Origin of the sequence: Tateyamaria rhodophyticola (assembly GCF_047777875.1) — a bacterium.
Taxonomy (GTDB): Bacteria; Pseudomonadota; Alphaproteobacteria; order Rhodobacterales; family Rhodobacteraceae; genus Tateyamaria.
In genome coordinates, this window is sequence record NZ_CP180519.1 from 1286366 (window position 1) to 1303282 (window position 16917).

Consider the following 16917-nt stretch of genomic DNA (forward strand, 5'->3'; position numbering starts at 1 on the left):
GCCTTTTTGTGATCACAACAGGTGCGGGCCGTCAATCACCAAAGCGGTAGCGGTGCAAGCTCGCGCCATGATCGCGCAACCACTGGCGTGGGACTTTGTAGGGGCCGTGTATGCGCGTCACTTCGTTCCAGAAGGCCGGGCTGTGGTTCATCTGCGCCAGATGGGCGACCTCATGCGCGGCGACATAGTCCAGAACCGGCGGCGGCGCGAGGATCAGCCGCCACGAAAACATCAACCGCCCGGCAGAGGAACACGACCCCCATCGCGACCGCGTGTCGCGCAGGGCAATACCACTATAGCTGCGGCCCAGACGCCCCGCATAGAGATCGCAAGCCGCCGCCAGCCGGTCACGGGCGCGCCCCTTCAGATACCCCAAAACGCGCGGACCGGCCTTTTCCGACGGGCCCGGCACCCGCAGCGCACCTTGCCCCGCCTGCACGGCGCGCCCGGTGCCGGGCACGACGGTATGCGCCTGCCCTTCTATGGGCAGGACTGTATCATGCTGTACCGACACCAGCCCTTGCCGCTTTGCGAGGTGGGCGCGGATCCACGCCTCCTTTTGCGCGGCAAAGGCCAGCGCTTCGCGCTCCGGCACCCGCTGGGGCAAGGTCACCGTGACCCGCCCGTCAACCTGGCTCACCCGCAGGGTGATGCGCCGCGCCCGCACCGACGGACGCAGGATCAACGGAATATCCGGATCCCCTTGAAGCACGTGGGCTGCCATCCCATCTCCCCGCTATGCCTTAGCCTTTGACTCCACCTCAGGCTTATGGCACTTGCCCAGAATCGTCGCAATATCGCTGCAACCACGCGGGGCGCTTTGGCCTCGCGACCCGACGCGAAAAGGAAGATCCATGCCCAAGGAAGAATGGGGAACGAAACGGCTCTGCCCCACCACAGGCAAGCGGTTTTACGACATGAACCGCTCGCCCATCGTGAGCCCGTATACCGGTGACGTGGTCGAGCTGGACAGCTCCAAAACCCGTATGATCGCCGCCGACGCGGAAGACGCCGCGACAACAAAAGCCAAGGCATCGACGGCCACGGACAGTGACGATCAGGTGCTGGACGACGAGGATGTCGAGGTCGAACTGGATGATGATCTGCTCGACGATGACGAAGAAGAGGACAACGTCCCCCTCGAAGAACTGGCCGATGTCGCGGCCGAGGACGACGACTCCTGAAACTGCATGTCAGGCGGGATCGTTTTGCACTTGATCCCGCCCGGCAAAGCGCCTAATCAGCGGCGCACGGCTGGAAACAGCCACCAAGGATGGGGCATTAGCTCAGCTGGGAGAGCGCCTGCATGGCATGCAGGAGGTCAGCGGTTCGATCCCGCTATGCTCCACCATCCCTTTCAATTCCCAATGCGTTCCGTACGGCCAACCGCAATGTGAGGCGCTGACTAACGCGCATCGGCTATGCCGCTACGCTGAGTGCAGCGGTTCGATCCCGCTATGCTCCACCATCCCTACAGTTGATGAATTCGCCATAATTCTTCCATTTGTTCCGCAAAGTTCTACCGTTTGTTGGTGTTCACGCACTATTTGGCAGGAACCTCTCCCTGTCTAGTTGAACTTCATCGGTTTGGTTTTCGGATCAATGACAACAGGGGGGCGGAAAGCGGAAGTTCGCCGCAACCGCGAATTCACCCACATCTTGCACCAAAGCGGACTTTCAGAAACGCCACGGCTTGTAGCAATTCGCCCACCAGTCAAAACCTGGTGAGCGACTTGCAAAAAAGTGTTGGGTGAAGAATTCGTAAAGAAAAATGATGGCGCTTACGTCCGGACCGGGAGTTCCAGTGCTGGGCGCAATTGCTCCAGTTGCGTAGCGTATTTTCGAACGACCTGATCGTAGAGATCGGCAATCTTCTTTGCCTGTACGGAGACAACTAAGGCGTAAGGCAACTTTTGCGGTGGAGCGTAGTTCTTGCCTTCGAGACGAGCGTTGTAGTGGATATCGAATACTGGATTCTGGAGTGATTGTCCTCGCATTCGCTTTTTCCCGTGCAGGCAGTTCTCCCATTTCCAAGCATCTCTCCGAAGTTCCTCTTCGCTCGGTCCTGCTGCGCCAGAAGTGAAGAATGACTTTGTATCAAAGTGATTTTGACCATCTCGCGAGAACTTGTCGTCGTGCGGTCTAAAGGCGATTTCCAAACCTGCCTAGGTGTAATTCCCCGGATGGTGCGGATCGGTTTGCGTCTTGTAGCATATCGTCGCTTTGAGGTTGACCATGCCCTGGATCGGTTCGGGCGGAACAGGAATTGCAGCCCGAATGTATTTCGCTGGTGAGATCTCGCCCTGATAAACAATGCGAACTTCATCATCGCCACACAGAACGATTTCGTCGAGATCTTGGGCGCAGCGCCCCCAACCGACTTCCCTAGGTTCGATATCGGTATCATGTGCAGTGTGCACAAGTAGCGACCGGATCAGGCGATCGGCTGCCGGTATTCTTCTCCCTTTGTCAAGATTGCCCATATGATCCGGGCAGATTTGTTGGCCATAGCGACGGTGGCGAGCCTGAAGGGCTTCTGGTCGAGCAATTTCGCGGTCCAAATGTCAGCCTTCTCCGGCTTGTTCCTCGCCATGAGCGCCCGTGATGTCATCCCGACGATCAAAAGCTTGCGGATGTATCGGTCACCCTTCTTGGTGATGCGACCAAGGCGTTCCTTGCCGCCGCTCGACTTATTGAGCGGTGTGAGACCCAGCCAAGCGGCCAAGTCGCGACCAGTCTCGAACTGTTTCGCATCGCCGATGGTTGCTACGACAGCCGAGGCTGTGATTGGTCCGATCCCTGGCATGCGCATCAAACGCCGAGCATCTGCGTCCAACCATGCGTGCTGTTCGATCAGCTTGGTCAGTCCGTCGACCCGTGCATTGAGGCCGTTTAGCTGATTACACATCAGTCCCAGAATGCCGTCTGCGATCTCAGGCATTTCCAATTGGTCTTCAGTGCCGTGCTCCCGGGCAAACTTGGACACAGCCTCGATTCCTGTTGGCAGGATATGTCCAAACTCCCGGAGTATGCTTCGCCTCATGTTCACCACCTGTGTGCGTTGGCGGACGACCAGATCCCGCGCACGATGAATGGCCAGTACTGCCTGCTGATCCTCTGATTTGACCTCGACGAAGCGCAGCGTCGGACGGCGTACTGCTTCGCAGATCGCCTCCGCATCGGCAGCATCTGTCTTGCCGCGCTTCACATAGGGTTTGACATAGGCTGCTGGCATCAAACGAACATCATGGCCGACCTTGCGCAGTTCGCGGCCCCAATGATGTGAAGAACCGCATGCCTCCATCCCGACCACACATCGCGGTAATGTCTCGAAGAAGGAGATCAGCTTCGCGCGTCTTATCTTCTTGTTGATGATCTTGCGCCCAGTCGCAGAAACGCAGTGCACTTGAAAAACGTCCTTGGCCAAATCCAGGCCCACAGTCTTTACTGTCATTGGGTGGCTCCTTTCCTAGCAGTCGATAACAACTGCACTTTGGCACGTTCGATGCCGGTGGAGCAGGAGCCATCCACCTCATCTGGTAAGGGCCGTCTACCATGGCGTCCAGACTTCCCTTTCTGCGGATGCTGCACTGGCTCCGATGTCGGCAGTGAGCCCAAACCTACTAAGTGGCCGCAGGATGGCGAAGGTCCGGTTTTGGTTCAGCAGCCAAAAAAAATGCCAAAATCAAACGAGGTTTTGCCAAGGGTTTGCGACATAGGATTCTTCAACTGATCTGGTTCAGTCAGCCATCGCCAGGACGAAACGAAGATCAGGACCGCAAGCGGTCCAAATCACTCCAGAGGAGACTTGGATCCGTGACAGAGGGGCCAGACAGCCTCAAGGGCGCCATCCACAAAAACAAACAGCCTCCGACCGTCGGTTTGTGCGGCAGAGATTTGCTGTCCAAATCTGGCAGCCCTTGTCCGGCCGTTTCGCTCAACATGAGCGCTACAGGGTTCTCGAATGCGGAGTTGACCGATTGATTGCGGTGCGCCTTTCGGATCTTCGCGCACATCGCACCCAAGAGGCCGACAGTCTCGTTCTGACCGCCGCAACAGGCAGCGGTAAGACAACCGCCATGCGACGGCTCATCAAGCGCGCCAATGCACAATTGCGAGCATCTGACTGTTCGGGCGGCAGAATCGTCAGCGTCATAGTCCCCTCACCTGCCACTCTGAAGTCTCTCGGGATCAGCATATTGGCAGCGCTAGGCTTGCAGCTCAAAACGGATAGTCAGATTTGGTATATTTGGGATCTGGTTCGATTTCACCTGGCAGAAAACAAGGTGCTCTTCCTGCATTTGGACGAAGCCCAAGATCTTAAGAAAAAGGGGCGGCAAAACGAGCTCCACGAGATCGTGAACACACTCAAGTCAATCTCTCAGGACACAGATTGGCTGGTAGGTTTTCTGCTGTCTGGGACGGAAGATCTCAAAGAAATCGTGAACTTCGACAGACAATTGGTAAGGCGAATGAAAGCTGTCAGTTTTGATGCACTGACAGCGCGATCAGACGCGTTGGACATGTTGTCGCTAGTAGACAGCTATGCGTCTTGCGCCGGCTTGGTTTTCGATCATTTGATTGGCTCTGCGGACCTTGGGAAGCGCATCCTGCATGCCTCAAGCTACCAGTTCGGTCTCGTGATCAAGCTGACAATCTTCTCAATCGAGGAGGCGCTCTACGCACAAAATCCGTCATTGGAGACCGAGCACTTTGCGACGGCTTTCAAGGACTGGAAGAGCTGTACTGAAGCATTCAACCCATTCCTCGTAAACGACTATCTGAAGATTGACACAAGTCGTATATTCACCGACGAGGGAGACGTGTGATGTATGGTATTCAGCCACTTCCCCTTCAGATTTCAAGCCGTGAAAACGAATGCGCAACATCATGTGCAGCAAGGACGGCCTATCGCAACGGCGCCCCCCGCCTCGTCACATTTTGCTCTGATGTTGGCATTCGATATCTTCCGCTCGCCAATGGCGACGAGGATGAAATCCGCCTTTTGGCCACACTTGCAGGTCATGATCCAGAGCCCTTGATCCGCAACACCCCAAAAGTCATTCGGAAGGATTGGTTCAAATTGGGCGCGGCAGACATCAAGTTTTCGGCGTTTCGTCGCACGAAACCACGGGTCTGCCCGATCTGTATCAGTGAGCACGGTCCGCAAAACCGCCAGAATACGGCTTACCAAACTGGCCTGTTACAACTTCTCTCCGTTCGTACCTGCATGAAACACCAAAGCGTTCTGCAGGACTTGCCAAATGCGGAAGGAGTCGGGGCGGCGCTTTGAACTACTACGCTATGTACCTGCTGATGTTGCCGACGACGTCGCACGTGAACTCAATCGTATCTAAAGCGTATCACAAACCGCCAGAAAGCTTGGCGTCACGCGGCCAGCATTGGATGAATTCACGAAGAACGGACTCATTGCTCTGCACTTTCAACATCAAGGCGCTGTTCCCGGCTATCATAGTGATGAAATCTGGCGCTTCGAACGCGCCATCACAGCGAACTGGCAGCCTTACTCGAAGACAAAAGCCGCCAAGAAATGGGTGTCTTTCAAAGAGGCCGCCAAGCGAAGCAAATGTAGCACGTGGCAGGTCGTCCGAATTTTCATCGATCTTAGACTGCCAGTAGCCAATCCAAGCCGATCCCGACAGCTCGTACTAGACTACCTCGTCTGTCCCAAAAAGATCGAAAAGGTGTTCGCTCAAACTGAGCGCTACGGGATTACCCTCCTGAAGGCATCGAAGTTATTGGATTGCCGCACTCCAGAAATTGAGCGAATGGTTGAGCGCGGCCAACTGACCGCGATACCAAAGTACGTTCAGCGCACGCGGGATAAGTTTAGGAAGGTCGACGAAAGGAGCGTTGAGCGCTTCACGATCTCAAAGCCAGCCACTTAGGATGAAAACAAGGCCAAGCTTAAGCTCCCTTTTTGCATCGCCAATGGCAGAATTACTCTGAATTGGTGGCAGAAATTTCGAGAAAAGAGCTTTGTGTCAGAGAAAAATTCAATGAAATCAATGACCGCAGTGGAAGAGCTTTGCTGAGCCGATCATACACGTTTCGATCAACGCATCGCTAAGGGTGTCGCAACCCGGCGCTGACTGACGCGCATTGGCTGCGCCACTAAGCTGACTGCAGCGGTGGGGTCCCACTATGCTCCACCGTCCTGCCCGTCGATGAAATCACCACTTCCCTTCGTTTCAATCTGCATGAGCGTTCCACTTGCTTGGATTTGCGCAGCTGCGAGGGGTTTGAACGCGCTGGCTGGTGCGCATGCTGGGGTCATGCCTCAGACAGAATTCTGCCTTGTGAAATAGCCTTCGGGCGCACGCAACCTAATGATCGGCAGAAGGAGGTGGAGCGGTTCTTGCAGGGTCTGTGCTCAGGCAAGCTGTTATCCTGGGTGCGCTGCAACCCTGTTTCTCCACGAGCCTGAGAACGCGTTCGTCCGGACGAAGGAGACCAAGAGGTCGCGGTTTAACGAACCGCAGTTCATCCATTTTCCGGCAGGCGATTTGTGAAACACATCGGCCGGTGGGGCGATACTGAGGCCACAGGAGTCGGGCGGGACGACGGCAGCTGTACCACGAAGAATGACTGCGGGTCAGAAGACGTAACGGTCGGCAACGGGCCCTCGGGACGCGCAGGCTGATGCTCGTGATGGAACGACCCAATGAACGCTGCGGCTCAGACTTGGTGTCGGACATGTTTCCTGACGGACGCAGGTTCCGCGCGCAGGCCATCTTCGATGACTTCAGCCGCGAGCGCCTAGGACGGGTCAATGTCACTTGGCTTTCAGGAGTGCACATCACGGGAGAGCTGGCGCGAAGGGGCTAGCCCAAAAACCAGTGTCAGCGACAATGGTGCCAAACGTTATCGTATGGTCGTGCTCCGGTAGTGCGCGGAAATACATATCGACTGGCAGTGCATCGCATCAGGACATCCCATGCGGAACGCATTCGTGGCATGTTTCAACTGCCTTTTCGGCGATGCGCCTTTGAACGAAGCTTTTCCCGTCACTGACCGAAGCCCGGCAAAAGGGCTAACCCCGCGCATCCTTCTACACTCTCACACCGCAGAAATTTGCGACGGAATCGACGATGGAAAAATTTGTTCCTGACTGCCTAGCCTGTCCGCCTAAGGTAGAATGGGTTTCGCTCAAACAGAGCGCGAAGGCATCGTGTTGCTGCAAGCAACGCGTTGGTTGGCTTGCACGACCGCAGACATCAAGCGGATGACTGAGAGCGTCGCATCCCTTTTGAAGCGCGGGCTGATGACGTGAAAATGAGCAAGGGACCAAGCCGATACGCGTGTGCGGTGGTCGGGTCCCGCTATGCTCGGCCAACCTGCTTTCCGAAAATGAGATTCATGGGCGTTGTCCACGGTTCAGAACACCGCCCATCCCGCCCGTTCCAAACACCCGATTGCAACATGATCCGGATCCGCGTGTACTGGGGTGCGAGTGCGTGTGTGGAACAGGTTGATCGGACATGTCAGATTTATTCGCCAGCATCGCGGTCGATTTCGAACAGGCCGATTGGCTGATTCGGCTGATTTGCGCCGTCATCGCCGGAAGCATTCTCGGGCTAGACCGCAAACTCCGGCACCGGCGTGTCGGCATTCGGACGTATATGATGGTCGCCCTTGGGGCCGCGATATTCACGCTTGTGAGTATCGAAATGTCGATCGACATGGATGCCCGAGGTTTGGCCGCTGACCCGACGCGGGTGATTCAGGGATTGATTGGCGGTCTGGGTTTTCTTGGCGCGGGGGCGATCATCCAGGGCGAAAAACGCGTGGGCGGCATGGTCACGGCGGCAAGCCTGTGGCTCTCCGGGGCGCTTGGGTTGGCGGCTGGCCTCGGGTACGGCCTGTTTGCGATCATCTGTGCCGTCCTCGCGGCCCTTGTCATGGCCAGCAGCAGGTTCCTGAGCGATCGCGGTTCCGAAGATCGACCTGACATCGAGTGACACGCGCTCATCTGATGAGCCCAAAACACCGCATGTGTCCCTGTCCCGCGGCAGACAGGCAAAACCCGCCAAACAAAAAACCCCCACCGGTTTTTCCGGCCGGGGTTTTTGGGTCACGAACCAATCAGATCGCGGCCAGGATATCGTCCACAGCGGCGCGTGCTTCGTCTTTGGTCTTGCCAAGCTTCTGCTGCATCATGCCTTCCAGCTGTGCGCGGTCCCCCTTGGCCTGTTCGATCTCATCTTCGGTGAGATCGCCATACGCTTCCTGAATGCGGCCCTTGATCTCGGTCCATTTTCCTTCGATGCGGTCCTTGTCCATAACAGGTCTCCTTTCGGGTTTGCTAAAGGAGAAACGGCCCAGCTGCGAACTTGTTCCGTGGTGCTGTCCGTAATTGCTGCGGTGATCAGACCATGTCGTCCGTGACAAAGGGCAGTGATGCGCCCTGACGCTCATGCAGCGCGGCATCATGCGACACGAGAAACCCGACCCGTTTTTCAGGGTGGCACACATCATTCCGCCGGATCTCCGCCTGCCACAACGGTTGCATGCGCGCAGGATCCGCCCACGCGTCCTCAAGATCCCTGCGCCACCAATGTTTGTGGACCGCATCGCGCAGGGCCTCGATCCGCTGCGGGGTCCTGAGCACGATCCCCGCCTCTGTATCCCATCGCAGCGACCGCCCGTTCATGTTGGCCGATCCCACATAGGCCAGCGCGCGATCCTGCACGAGGACCTTGTTGTGCACATAGATCATCGGGGATCCGGCCGTACCGGACGTGTCATCGCGGGCAGCCATGAAAGGCTGCACGGGGGTCGCGATTGTGGCCCGCTCCCCAAAGGCGGATCGGATCGTTGCCAAGGCGTCCCGCTCTAGACCAAGGCCATAGCGCGTCTCGATGCCCAGCTCATGCTCTGACGAAAAGGCGGCCGGTTCGGGCAATGCCGGCAGGATCAGGATGAGCGACAGCGCATCGCGCGCCTGTGCCGCCTCCGCAAGCGCAGTGGCAATGCGCGGGGAGCGCATGAACTGCGTCTCGATATAGATCAGGTGCTGCGCCTCTCTGATTGCATCCAGATGCAGGTCTTCGATCTCGGACACGAGCGTGCGCGGCGACAGAAACGGCAGTTTCAGCCTGCGGTCCGCCGACAACGTGCGTATGATATGCGTGAGCTTTGGCGGCGCGGCCCGGCCATGGACCACCGCATCAAAGGACGCCAGATGCTGCGCGGCCTCGGCCACGGCGGGATCGTGTCGCACAATCACCTGCACGTCCGACCAGGTTTGGTGCGCCGGGCGGTCATGCTCCGCCGTGTCAAAGCGGCGGTCATTCAAGTCAAGCCCGCCGATGTAAAGCGTATCGTCGTCGATCACGGCCAGTTTCTGGTGATGCGAAACCGGATGCAAACGCGGCGTTCGGCTCACTCCGGGGGCGGCGTGCCATACCGTGTCATCCAAACCGGCCCGCACACGGCGGGCCTTGCGCAGCGTGGGTGGCAGAAACGCGAGCCACGGGACAAGGCCGGGCGTTGCAGGGTGCAGTGCGGCGCGCACCCGCACCTGATCCTCACTCGCCCCCGTCACCTCGCGCAAGGCCGCCGCCTGCTTCAGCGTGCCCCATGTCAGCGTGTGCAACGTAGTTGCGTAAACCGGGTCAAAATCGCTGATGATCAACTCAATACGGACACCGCGCGACACCACATGCGCCAGCAGGTCAAACCACGTGTCGCCAATCGCCCGTGCCGCATCACTGATCAGGCGCGTGCGCATGTCAAAGATGCGGAACCCACCCAGAACCGAGACGCGCGCATCCAGAACAGCTTGCTCAAAAGCAGCAAAGGCCGCATCGGCGGCCACGAAAACTTCGAAATCGGGTTGCGACATTGGATGCGCTTTCGCTGTCCTACGTTTCACTCGACCTAGCATCTGGCGCAGAGGGATCAAACCCAGACACCTGGAACCGCAAAATCATCCGGAACTGGTCTTCCTGCTCGACGGTCTCGACCTCTCCGTCCAGCTGGCGACAGAATGCGGACATCAGTTTTGAACCCAACCCCGTGCTGTCCGTTACGGTTCCATCCTCCACCAGTGGCGTGCCGAGCGTATTTGCAATCTCAAGCGTCACGTTGCCTTCATCCTCAACGTCCAGCGTCACGGCAATCCGGGTCTCGCCGTCTGATGTGCGACCCACATATTTTACGGCGTTCGTCAGCGCTTCGGTCACCCACATGGACAGCGGAACCGCCTGATCGGGATACAGCAACGCAGAGGCGAGATCCGTTTCGATCTTGAGCATTTGATCCGGCAGAAGGGACGACGTGTCGGCCACGACCGCGGACACAAGTTCACTGGCGTCGACCTGCGTGACCTCCGCCTGCGTATAAAGCGAGCGGTGCAGCATCGCGAGACCGCGAATACGCCGCTGCAAGCTGGACAGGACGGTGCGCACCTCGTCGGTCCGGGCCGCACGCGCCTGCAGGTTCATGATCGACGCGATCATCTGAAGGTTATTCTTCACGCGGTGATGCACTTCGCGCAGCAGCACTTCCTTGTCGTGCAGATCCGTCAATTGCGCCGCCTCGGCCTGCGTGATCAACAGCGCCATACGATTGAACGCCCGTTCGGCATCTTTGAATTCATTCGGCGCATTTTCGAGCGTCAGACCATCAGCACTACGCTCCCCCAATGCGAATTGACGCATGGCGGACCGCAAATCGGCGAGATGACGCAACACAAGACGTTGCAAGCCAAAGGACGCCAGACACATGCTCGCCGCCCACATCAGAAGCGCGAACATAATCGGCGTCAGTGCTTGCCGCCATTGGGTGTCTTCAAAAAAGACCGACCGCGGCCATGTCCCGACGATGAAAAAACTGCCCGCAATGGTCTCGGTCACCGAAAACACCCGGCGATCACCGTTGAGGTCCGTTGCAAAGAACACGGAACCCGTACGCTCAGACAGTTCAAGGGCGGACATGTTGGCAGGCAAAAGCCGGTTGGCGTCTTCGGCGCCGGGCGACAGCAAAAAGGCACTGCCGGAAGAACCTACGGCAACAAGCGCTGCTTCTTCCGTTTCCAGCGACGGGGTGGACGATATAACCTTGTTCTGTGGCATCGACAACGACACGAAACCGGCAAATTCGCCGTCCGCGCGCACGGGCACATTCACGATAATAACAGACCGTCCGCTCACCGCGCCGTCGGCATTGACCTGAACAAATACGTCTTCGCTTGCGACCGCTTCATCCCATGACGGAAAATCGGAGAAATCCATGATGAGATCGCCGGAACTGCTGCACTCCATCGTGCCATCGCCGTAGATGTAGCCAACAAACGCGTATCGCGGTGCGTTTTCCAGCACCTTGGACAGGGCGGTACGGCATGTCGAAAGGTCGACGTTGGGCACGATCGCGGCCAAGCCCTGACCCGCGCCAATCGCTTGCTTGATCTTTGCGCTCTGATCAACAGCAGCCACATTTGTCGCGTTGATCAAGGACCGTTCGATGCGCTCCCGGGTGATCTCCGTGGACCGGATCGCCTGCCCCAAGGCAATCACGCCAAGCGGAAACAGGGCAAGCAATGTCAGCAGGATCAACCTGACACGCAGATTGCCGAGAACAGATGCCTGCATCAGGCGATGCTCTGGTTCATCGCCACGATCCCTTGCGTGACCGCTGCTGTCGCCTCCATCGGTTCGTCGTCATTCACTTCCATCAGTTCGGCGAGCCGCGCCCGCCCCCGGTTCACACGGCTTTTGATTGTGCCGACCGCAACGCCACAGGTCTGGGCCGCCTCTTCGTAAGAAAATCCGCCCGCGCCGACCAATACCAACGCTTCGCGCTGATCTTGCGGCAACGTCTCGAACGCGCTTGCAAAATCGCGCATCTGCAGGCGGCCATCATGATCGGGCTTCTGTGCAAGACCATCGGACAACGCACCTTCTACGTCTTCCACTTCGCGGCTGCGTTTGCGGTGGTGCGAATAATATGTGTTGCGCAGGATGGTAAATAGCCACGCCCGCATGTTCGTTCCCGGCTCAAAGCTGTGGATGTTGCTCCACGCTTTGACCAATGCATCCTGCACCATATCATCGGCCAACGACCCGTTCCGGGTCAGGCTGATGGCAAAGGCGCGCATCGGGCCAATATGATCGACGATTTCGTCGCGGGGGTCATTTGTCATCATTCACCCCCGCCTTCGATCCATCCTGTTCGCGCAACTGATCCAGAAGGTCCGTAAAACGCGACGGCAAAGCCTGGTTCGCCATATCGTCGAACGCACGCTTCAAATTCTTATCAATCTCTTCGACCACACTTGATGTCTGGCCTGCCCGAGGCATTTTTTGTGTCATGAGCGTAAAAACCTGCAACCCTTTGGGAACTAAATGCACTGACGAGGCATTGGTTCCATGAAAACTGCAAAAAAAGTGGAGTGACATAAGATGTCGCAGTCAGATACCCCGACATTGGCAGACAAGATCGGGCCAAACCTGCCATACCTGCGCCGCTATGCGCGGGCCCTGACGGGCAGCCAGACCCGTGGGGATGGCTATGCTGCTACCGCCCTCGAAGCGATTTTGACCGACCCGACACTGTTCTCTGATGATGTTTCGCCCAAGGTCGCGCTTTTTGCGGTGTTTCAGACGATCTGGACATCCAGCGGCGCCAAGCTGAGCGATGACGAAGATGGTCCCGCTGCACGTGCGCAAAGTCACCTCGCAACATTGACCGAAGGCACACGCGAAGTGTTGCTGCTTCGTACGCTCGAGGAATTCACACCGGAGCAGACGGCACACATCATGCGCCGCGACGAAGACGAGGTCGCCGAACTGCTCGAGATTGCGTATCGCGAAATGGCCAAGTCCGTAAGCGGTTCGGTCATGATCATCGAGGACGAGGCGCTGATCGCCGTCGATCTTGAAAGCATCGCGACCGATCTGGGTCATCAGGTCACCGGCGTGGCCCGCACCGAAACCGGAGCCGTGGAACTGTTCGAACGTCAGCGGCCCGACCTGATCCTGTCGGATATCCAACTGGCCGACGGGTCCAGCGGTATCGACGCGGTGAACCGGATCACGGAAAAGGCCGGGGATATCCCCGTCATCTTTATCACCGCATTCCCGGAGCGCATGTTGACGGGTGAAGGTCCGGAACCCGCCTTCCTGATCTCCAAACCCTATACCGAAGAGCAAGTGCGTTCTGCCATTAGCCAGGCGATGTTCTTTGCGTCCTCGGCCATTCTCAAAGCATAAAAAAAATGCCCCCGCAGCGATGCTGCGGGGGCCACTCGTCACCCACTCACTCGGTAAATTGTCAGCTCGACTTGACGAGCGCGCGCAGCATCCATGCTGCCTTCTCGTGGAACGCGCTGCGTTCGGTCGCCATATCTTCGGTCACGGGATCCTTGCGATCTTCGACCATCTCGATCAGCGCGTGAAAACGGTGCGCCAGACGCTCGTGATCCGCGGCGAGATCCGACACCATATCTTCGGTTGTCAAATCACCCGTGCGGTCTTCGATGCTGGAACGGCCCATGATGTCTGCCATCGATGTGGGCGCCAGATGTCCAAGCGCGCGGATGCGTTCTGCCAGTTCATCGGCTGCGCCAAACATGTCCTCATAATGCTCTTCCGTGAGGTTGTGCACCGAGTAGAACAGCGGTCCTTCGACGTTCCAGTGATAGGCGTGGGACTTGAAAACAAGCCGGTAGGTGTCGGCAAGTACGTCTGCCAGACCTTCGGCGATGGCACCCGTATCACGGACGCCCGTGCTGACGCTGTCTTCTGTTGGGACGACGTTCAATGCATTTGACATGATCTGTCTCCTTCATATCTGAGTTCACCGGGTCAACGTCTCAGGCGGCGGAATTGTTCCGCAATTCATGCGTCGCTTCGCCCGGCATATGGCCCGCTGCCGCATAGTCGACCGGAACAGTGACAAGCGTCGGGCCTTCGGCACCGAGCGCGGCGTCCAGCAGCTCCGGCAGATCGGACAGGCCCCGCGCTTCGGCGTGGGTCCAGCCAAAGGCGGACGCCAGATGATCCCAGATCGGATTGCCGAACGGGAACTGTGGGCCACCCTCGCCTTGATGCGCATCAATCAGGCCAAGCCCACCATCGACCCAGACCATCACCGTGACCCGTGCGCCAAGACGGGTGATCGTCTCCATCTCCTGCACGTTCATCATGATGTCTCCGTCGCCGCACATGGCCAGCACACGGCCCTTGTCCTGGAAGCGGGCCGCCGCCAATGCGCCGGGCAAGGCAAGGCCCATGCCCGCCAGACCGTTCGGCACGATCAACTGTCCGGGCCGCTTGGGCTGGACGTGGCGCGCAATCCAGAGCTTGTGCATGCCAACACCGGACAGCACCGTATCCTCCATCCGCAGGCTCTTGGTCACCACCCGGCAGATATCCGTGGGCGCGACAGGACCTGTGCCGCCCTGGGTCAGCTGCCGGTCCAGTGCCAGACGCATGCCATCGCGTGCCGCGTCGAATGCAGGCACAGCGGCCCATGTCTGCCCCTTGAGACGCAGACGAATGTCCGTCAGGCTGTGCCCGATATCACCAATGGCCTCCACCGCGATCACCAATCCGGTGTCGGCACGCGGCGGATCGGTGTCCACCACGCAAACCGGTACATCGTTGCGTTGGGTTAGGCCAAGCGGGCCATATTCCACGGCGTCAAAACCAACCAGCAGGATGAGGTCCGCCGCCTGCAGCGCAAGGTCGATCCAATCGTCTTCGGACTGGCCAACAGCAAACAGCGTCTGGTCATGATCTGCAGGCAAGATGCCCTTGGCCATAAACGTCGTCGCAACCGGTATGCCTGTGGTTTCGGCGAACATCCGGACCGCTTCCGCTGCGCCATCACGCACCACACCGGCACCGGCGACGATCACCGGGCGCTTGGCCAAGGCAAGCTGATCGGCCAGGGCATGCAGGTCGTCCTGACCCGCGCGGATGTGCGGCGGTGTCCGGACGGGCAACGGGTGCGCATCGCATTCCGCCGCCGCCACATCCTCTGGCAGGCACAGGTGCACGGCACCCGGTCGACCAGAAATCGCCAAACGCATCGCTTCTGCAAAGCTGGCCGGAATGTCGCCGGGCAACAACAGTGTCCGGCTGAATTTCGTCACGGGCGCAAACAGCGCCTCAAGGTCGATCATCTGATGGCTCATCCGGCTCAGACGACCGCGCCCCCCTTGCCCCGTGATCGCGATCAGCGGCACGTGATCCAGCTGCGCATCCGCAACCCCGGTGACAAGATTGGTGGCACCGGGCCCAAGCGTCGCAAGGCACACGCCCGGCTGCCCTGACAACCGCCCGTGCACCGACGCCATGAACGCGGCACCCTGTTCATTCCGGCACAGCACAAATTCAATGTCAGAGGCGCTCAGCGCTTCCATCAGCGCGGTCGTCTCCTCGCCCGGCACGCCAAAAACCGTGTCGATACCCGCCGCTTGCAGGCAATCGACCAGAACCTGTGCGCCTGATTTCGTGGTTGTGTCTCGCATCAGATAACCCCCTGTGCCGTGATGGCCTGTGCCAGCCTGCGGTAGCCCGCAAGGTTCGCGCCGCGCGCGTAATCTATGCCGCCGTCGCCTTTGCCTTCTGTCGCGACGCGGTCGTGGATGTCAGACATCAACGTGCGCAACGCCTGATCCACTTCGTCCGCTGACATAAAGCGCCGGTGGCTCATCTGGCTCATCTCCAGCCCGCTCACCGCCACGCCGCCCGCATTGGCGGCCTTTCCGGGCGCATATGTCACCCGCGCCTTGCGCAAAACGCGCAACCCGTCCCGTGTCGTGGGCATGTTGGCACCTTCGGCCAGCAGCTGAACGCCGTTGTCGACCAGAGCCTGCGCAGCTTTTTCGTCAATCTCGTTCTGTGTGGCGCAGGGCAGCGCGATGTCTGCGTCCTGTGCCCAGGGTTGCGCGCCTTCGCAGAACTGCGCGGCAATGTGCCGTGGCGGATCGCTCAGGTCAGCGCCCTGCGCCTTGCGCTGCACGACCCAGTCAATCGCTGCGTGATCAAACCCGTCCGGCGCATAAAGCGTGCCGGACGTGTCGGACAAGGTGATGACCGTTGCCCCTTCGTCGATCGCCTTGCGGGCGGCGTGTGTGGCCACATTCCCTTTGCCGGAAATGGCCACGCGGTGCCCCGTTATCGCAGCGCCGGTCCGCGCCAGCATGGCCTGCACAAAGTAGATAAGCCCGTACCCCGTCGCCTCTGTCCGGATCTCCGATCCGCCATAAGCGGGCGCTTTGCCGGTCAGCGCGCCCGCATAGATGCCCGACATCTGACGCCACGCCCCAAAGAGATACCCGATCTCGCGGGCGCCGACGTTGATATCCCCGGCGGGCACGTCCTTGTCCGGTCCGATGTGGGGGGCCAACTGACGCATGAACGCCTGGCAAAACCGCATGATTTCTGCATCGCTGCGACCCGAAGGATCGAAATCCGATCCCCCCTTTGCCCCGCCAAGAGGCAGGCCCGTCAACGCGTTCTTGAAACATTGCTCAAAGGCCAGAAACCGCAGATCATCCAGCGTCACAGCGGGGTGAAAGCGCAGGCCACCCTTGTAAGGTCCAATGGCGTTCGACGCCTGCACCCGCCATCCGCGATTGACCTGCACATCGCCCGCGTCATCCGTCCACGTGACGCCAAAGCTAATCACCCGGTCCGGCTCGACAATCCGGCGCAACACACGCGCCGCCGCCCAATCCGGGTCATTCTTTTCAACGGTGATCACATCACGCGCCACTTCCTCAACGGCCTGTCTGAGGTTGGCCAGATCCGCATCCGCAGGGGACAGCGTATTCAAGAAGGCTTCGGTCAGTGCGGTGGCGCGATCCATGGGACGTCCTTTGGGTTAAATGAGAAAAGCCGGCGCCCAAGAGCGGGCACCGGCACTGGAAGTTTGAGATTTTCA

18 protein-coding genes and 1 tRNA gene are annotated in these 16917 nt (G+C 58.8%); 7 read left to right on the forward strand and 12 right to left on the reverse strand.

Annotated elements, in window-relative coordinates; translation table 11 throughout:
• Positions 1–31 precede the first annotated feature (31 nt).
• On the reverse strand, positions 32–724 hold the full coding sequence (locus ACERHN_RS07890) for a M48 family metallopeptidase (protein ID WP_415922089.1): 693 nt from the start codon (positions 722–724) through the stop codon (positions 32–34).
• A gap of 130 nt (positions 725–854) precedes the next feature.
• Here ACERHN_RS07890 and ACERHN_RS07895 point away from each other — a divergent pair, with 130 nt between their 5' ends.
• Together ACERHN_RS07895 and ACERHN_RS07900 are read left to right on the forward strand one after the other, a co-directional pair.
• Positions 855–1184: a TIGR02300 family protein gene (locus tag ACERHN_RS07895; protein ID WP_415922090.1), complete on the forward strand. Its 330-nt coding sequence runs from the start codon at positions 855–857 to the stop codon at positions 1182–1184.
• 91 nt (positions 1185–1275) lie between these two features.
• Positions 1276–1351 (forward strand) — tRNA-Ala (locus tag ACERHN_RS07900).
• 430 nt (positions 1352–1781) lie between these two features.
• On the opposite strand, the gene ACERHN_RS07905 is transcribed toward ACERHN_RS07900, so the two are convergent.
• From ACERHN_RS07905 to ACERHN_RS07915, 3 genes are read right to left on the reverse strand one after another with little or no spacing between them, the layout of a single operon-like run.
• Complete coding sequence (locus ACERHN_RS07905) at positions 1782–2159, reverse strand: hypothetical protein (RefSeq protein WP_415922091.1); 378 nt, start codon at positions 2157–2159, stop codon at positions 1782–1784.
• A 6-nt stretch (positions 2160–2165) separates the two neighbouring features.
• Positions 2166–2483, reverse strand: a complete 318-nt coding sequence (locus ACERHN_RS07910; protein WP_415922092.1) for a hypothetical protein — start codon at positions 2481–2483, stop codon at positions 2166–2168.
• On the reverse strand, positions 2435–3454 hold the full coding sequence (locus ACERHN_RS07915) for an IS110 family transposase (protein ID WP_415922093.1): 1020 nt from the start codon (positions 3452–3454) through the stop codon (positions 2435–2437). Before ACERHN_RS07915 ends, ACERHN_RS07910 begins: the two co-directional genes overlap by 49 nt.
• Positions 3455–3920: 466 nt before the next feature.
• On the opposite strand from ACERHN_RS07915, the gene ACERHN_RS07920 reads away from it, so the two are divergent.
• From ACERHN_RS07920 to ACERHN_RS07935, 4 genes are all read left to right on the forward strand, one after another.
• On the forward strand, positions 3921–4829 hold the full coding sequence (locus tag ACERHN_RS07920; protein ID WP_415922094.1) for an ATP-binding protein: 909 nt from the start codon (positions 3921–3923) through the stop codon (positions 4827–4829).
• The gene (locus ACERHN_RS07925) at positions 4829–5293 is read left to right on the forward strand and encodes a TniQ family protein (protein ID WP_415922095.1); all 465 of its coding nucleotides are present in this window, start codon (positions 4829–4831) and stop codon (positions 5291–5293) included. The genes ACERHN_RS07920 and ACERHN_RS07925 overlap by 1 nt, the downstream gene beginning before the upstream one ends.
• A gap of 109 nt (positions 5294–5402) precedes the next feature.
• Positions 5403–5909, forward strand: coding sequence for a hypothetical protein (locus ACERHN_RS07930; protein WP_415922096.1), 507 nt, complete (start codon positions 5403–5405; stop codon positions 5907–5909).
• A gap of 1593 nt (positions 5910–7502) precedes the next feature.
• On the forward strand, positions 7503–7982 hold the full coding sequence (locus ACERHN_RS07935) for an MgtC/SapB family protein (protein WP_415922097.1): 480 nt from the start codon (positions 7503–7505) through the stop codon (positions 7980–7982).
• A 124-nt stretch (positions 7983–8106) separates the two neighbouring features.
• Here ACERHN_RS07935 and ACERHN_RS07940 read toward each other — a convergent pair whose 3' ends face one another.
• From ACERHN_RS07940 to ACERHN_RS07960, 5 genes are all read right to left on the reverse strand, one after another.
• On the reverse strand, positions 8107–8304 hold the full coding sequence (locus ACERHN_RS07940; RefSeq protein ID WP_415922098.1) for a CsbD family protein: 198 nt from the start codon (positions 8302–8304) through the stop codon (positions 8107–8109).
• Between the two features lie 85 nt (positions 8305–8389).
• Positions 8390–9868 (reverse strand): phospholipase D family protein, encoded by a 1479-nt coding sequence (locus tag ACERHN_RS07945; protein WP_415922099.1) that lies wholly within the window; start codon positions 9866–9868, stop codon positions 8390–8392.
• A 19-nt stretch (positions 9869–9887) separates the two neighbouring features.
• Complete coding sequence (locus ACERHN_RS07950; protein WP_415922100.1) at positions 9888–11615, reverse strand: sensor histidine kinase; 1728 nt, start codon at positions 11613–11615, stop codon at positions 9888–9890.
• Complete coding sequence (locus ACERHN_RS07955; RefSeq protein ID WP_415922704.1) at positions 11615–12166, reverse strand: RNA polymerase sigma factor; 552 nt, start codon at positions 12164–12166, stop codon at positions 11615–11617. The genes ACERHN_RS07950 and ACERHN_RS07955 overlap by 1 nt, the downstream gene beginning before the upstream one ends.
• Positions 12156–12335: a NepR family anti-sigma factor gene (locus ACERHN_RS07960; protein ID WP_415922101.1), complete on the reverse strand. Its 180-nt coding sequence runs from the start codon at positions 12333–12335 to the stop codon at positions 12156–12158. Before ACERHN_RS07960 ends, ACERHN_RS07955 begins: the two co-directional genes overlap by 11 nt.
• 90 nt (positions 12336–12425) lie before the next feature.
• Between ACERHN_RS07960 and ACERHN_RS07965 the strand changes: the two genes are divergently transcribed.
• Positions 12426–13235, forward strand: a complete 810-nt coding sequence (locus ACERHN_RS07965) for a response regulator (RefSeq protein ID WP_415922102.1) — start codon at positions 12426–12428, stop codon at positions 13233–13235.
• 61 nt (positions 13236–13296) lie between these two features.
• Here the strand turns inward: ACERHN_RS07965 and ACERHN_RS07970 are convergent, their stop codons facing one another.
• The 3 genes from ACERHN_RS07970 to gdhA are packed head-to-tail and all read right to left on the reverse strand — an operon-like array spanning position 13297 to position 16842.
• Positions 13297–13797: a Dps family protein gene (locus tag ACERHN_RS07970; protein WP_415922103.1), complete on the reverse strand. Its 501-nt coding sequence runs from the start codon at positions 13795–13797 to the stop codon at positions 13297–13299.
• A 40-nt stretch (positions 13798–13837) separates the two neighbouring features.
• Entirely contained in the window at positions 13838–15499 is a 1662-nt protein-coding gene (locus ACERHN_RS07975; RefSeq protein ID WP_415922104.1) for an acetolactate synthase large subunit, read from the reverse strand.
• The gene (gene gdhA / locus ACERHN_RS07980; RefSeq protein ID WP_415922105.1) at positions 15499–16842 is read right to left on the reverse strand and encodes an NADP-specific glutamate dehydrogenase; all 1344 of its coding nucleotides are present in this window, start codon (positions 16840–16842) and stop codon (positions 15499–15501) included. The genes ACERHN_RS07975 and gdhA overlap by 1 nt, the downstream gene beginning before the upstream one ends.
• Positions 16843–16917: the final 75 nt, after the last annotated feature.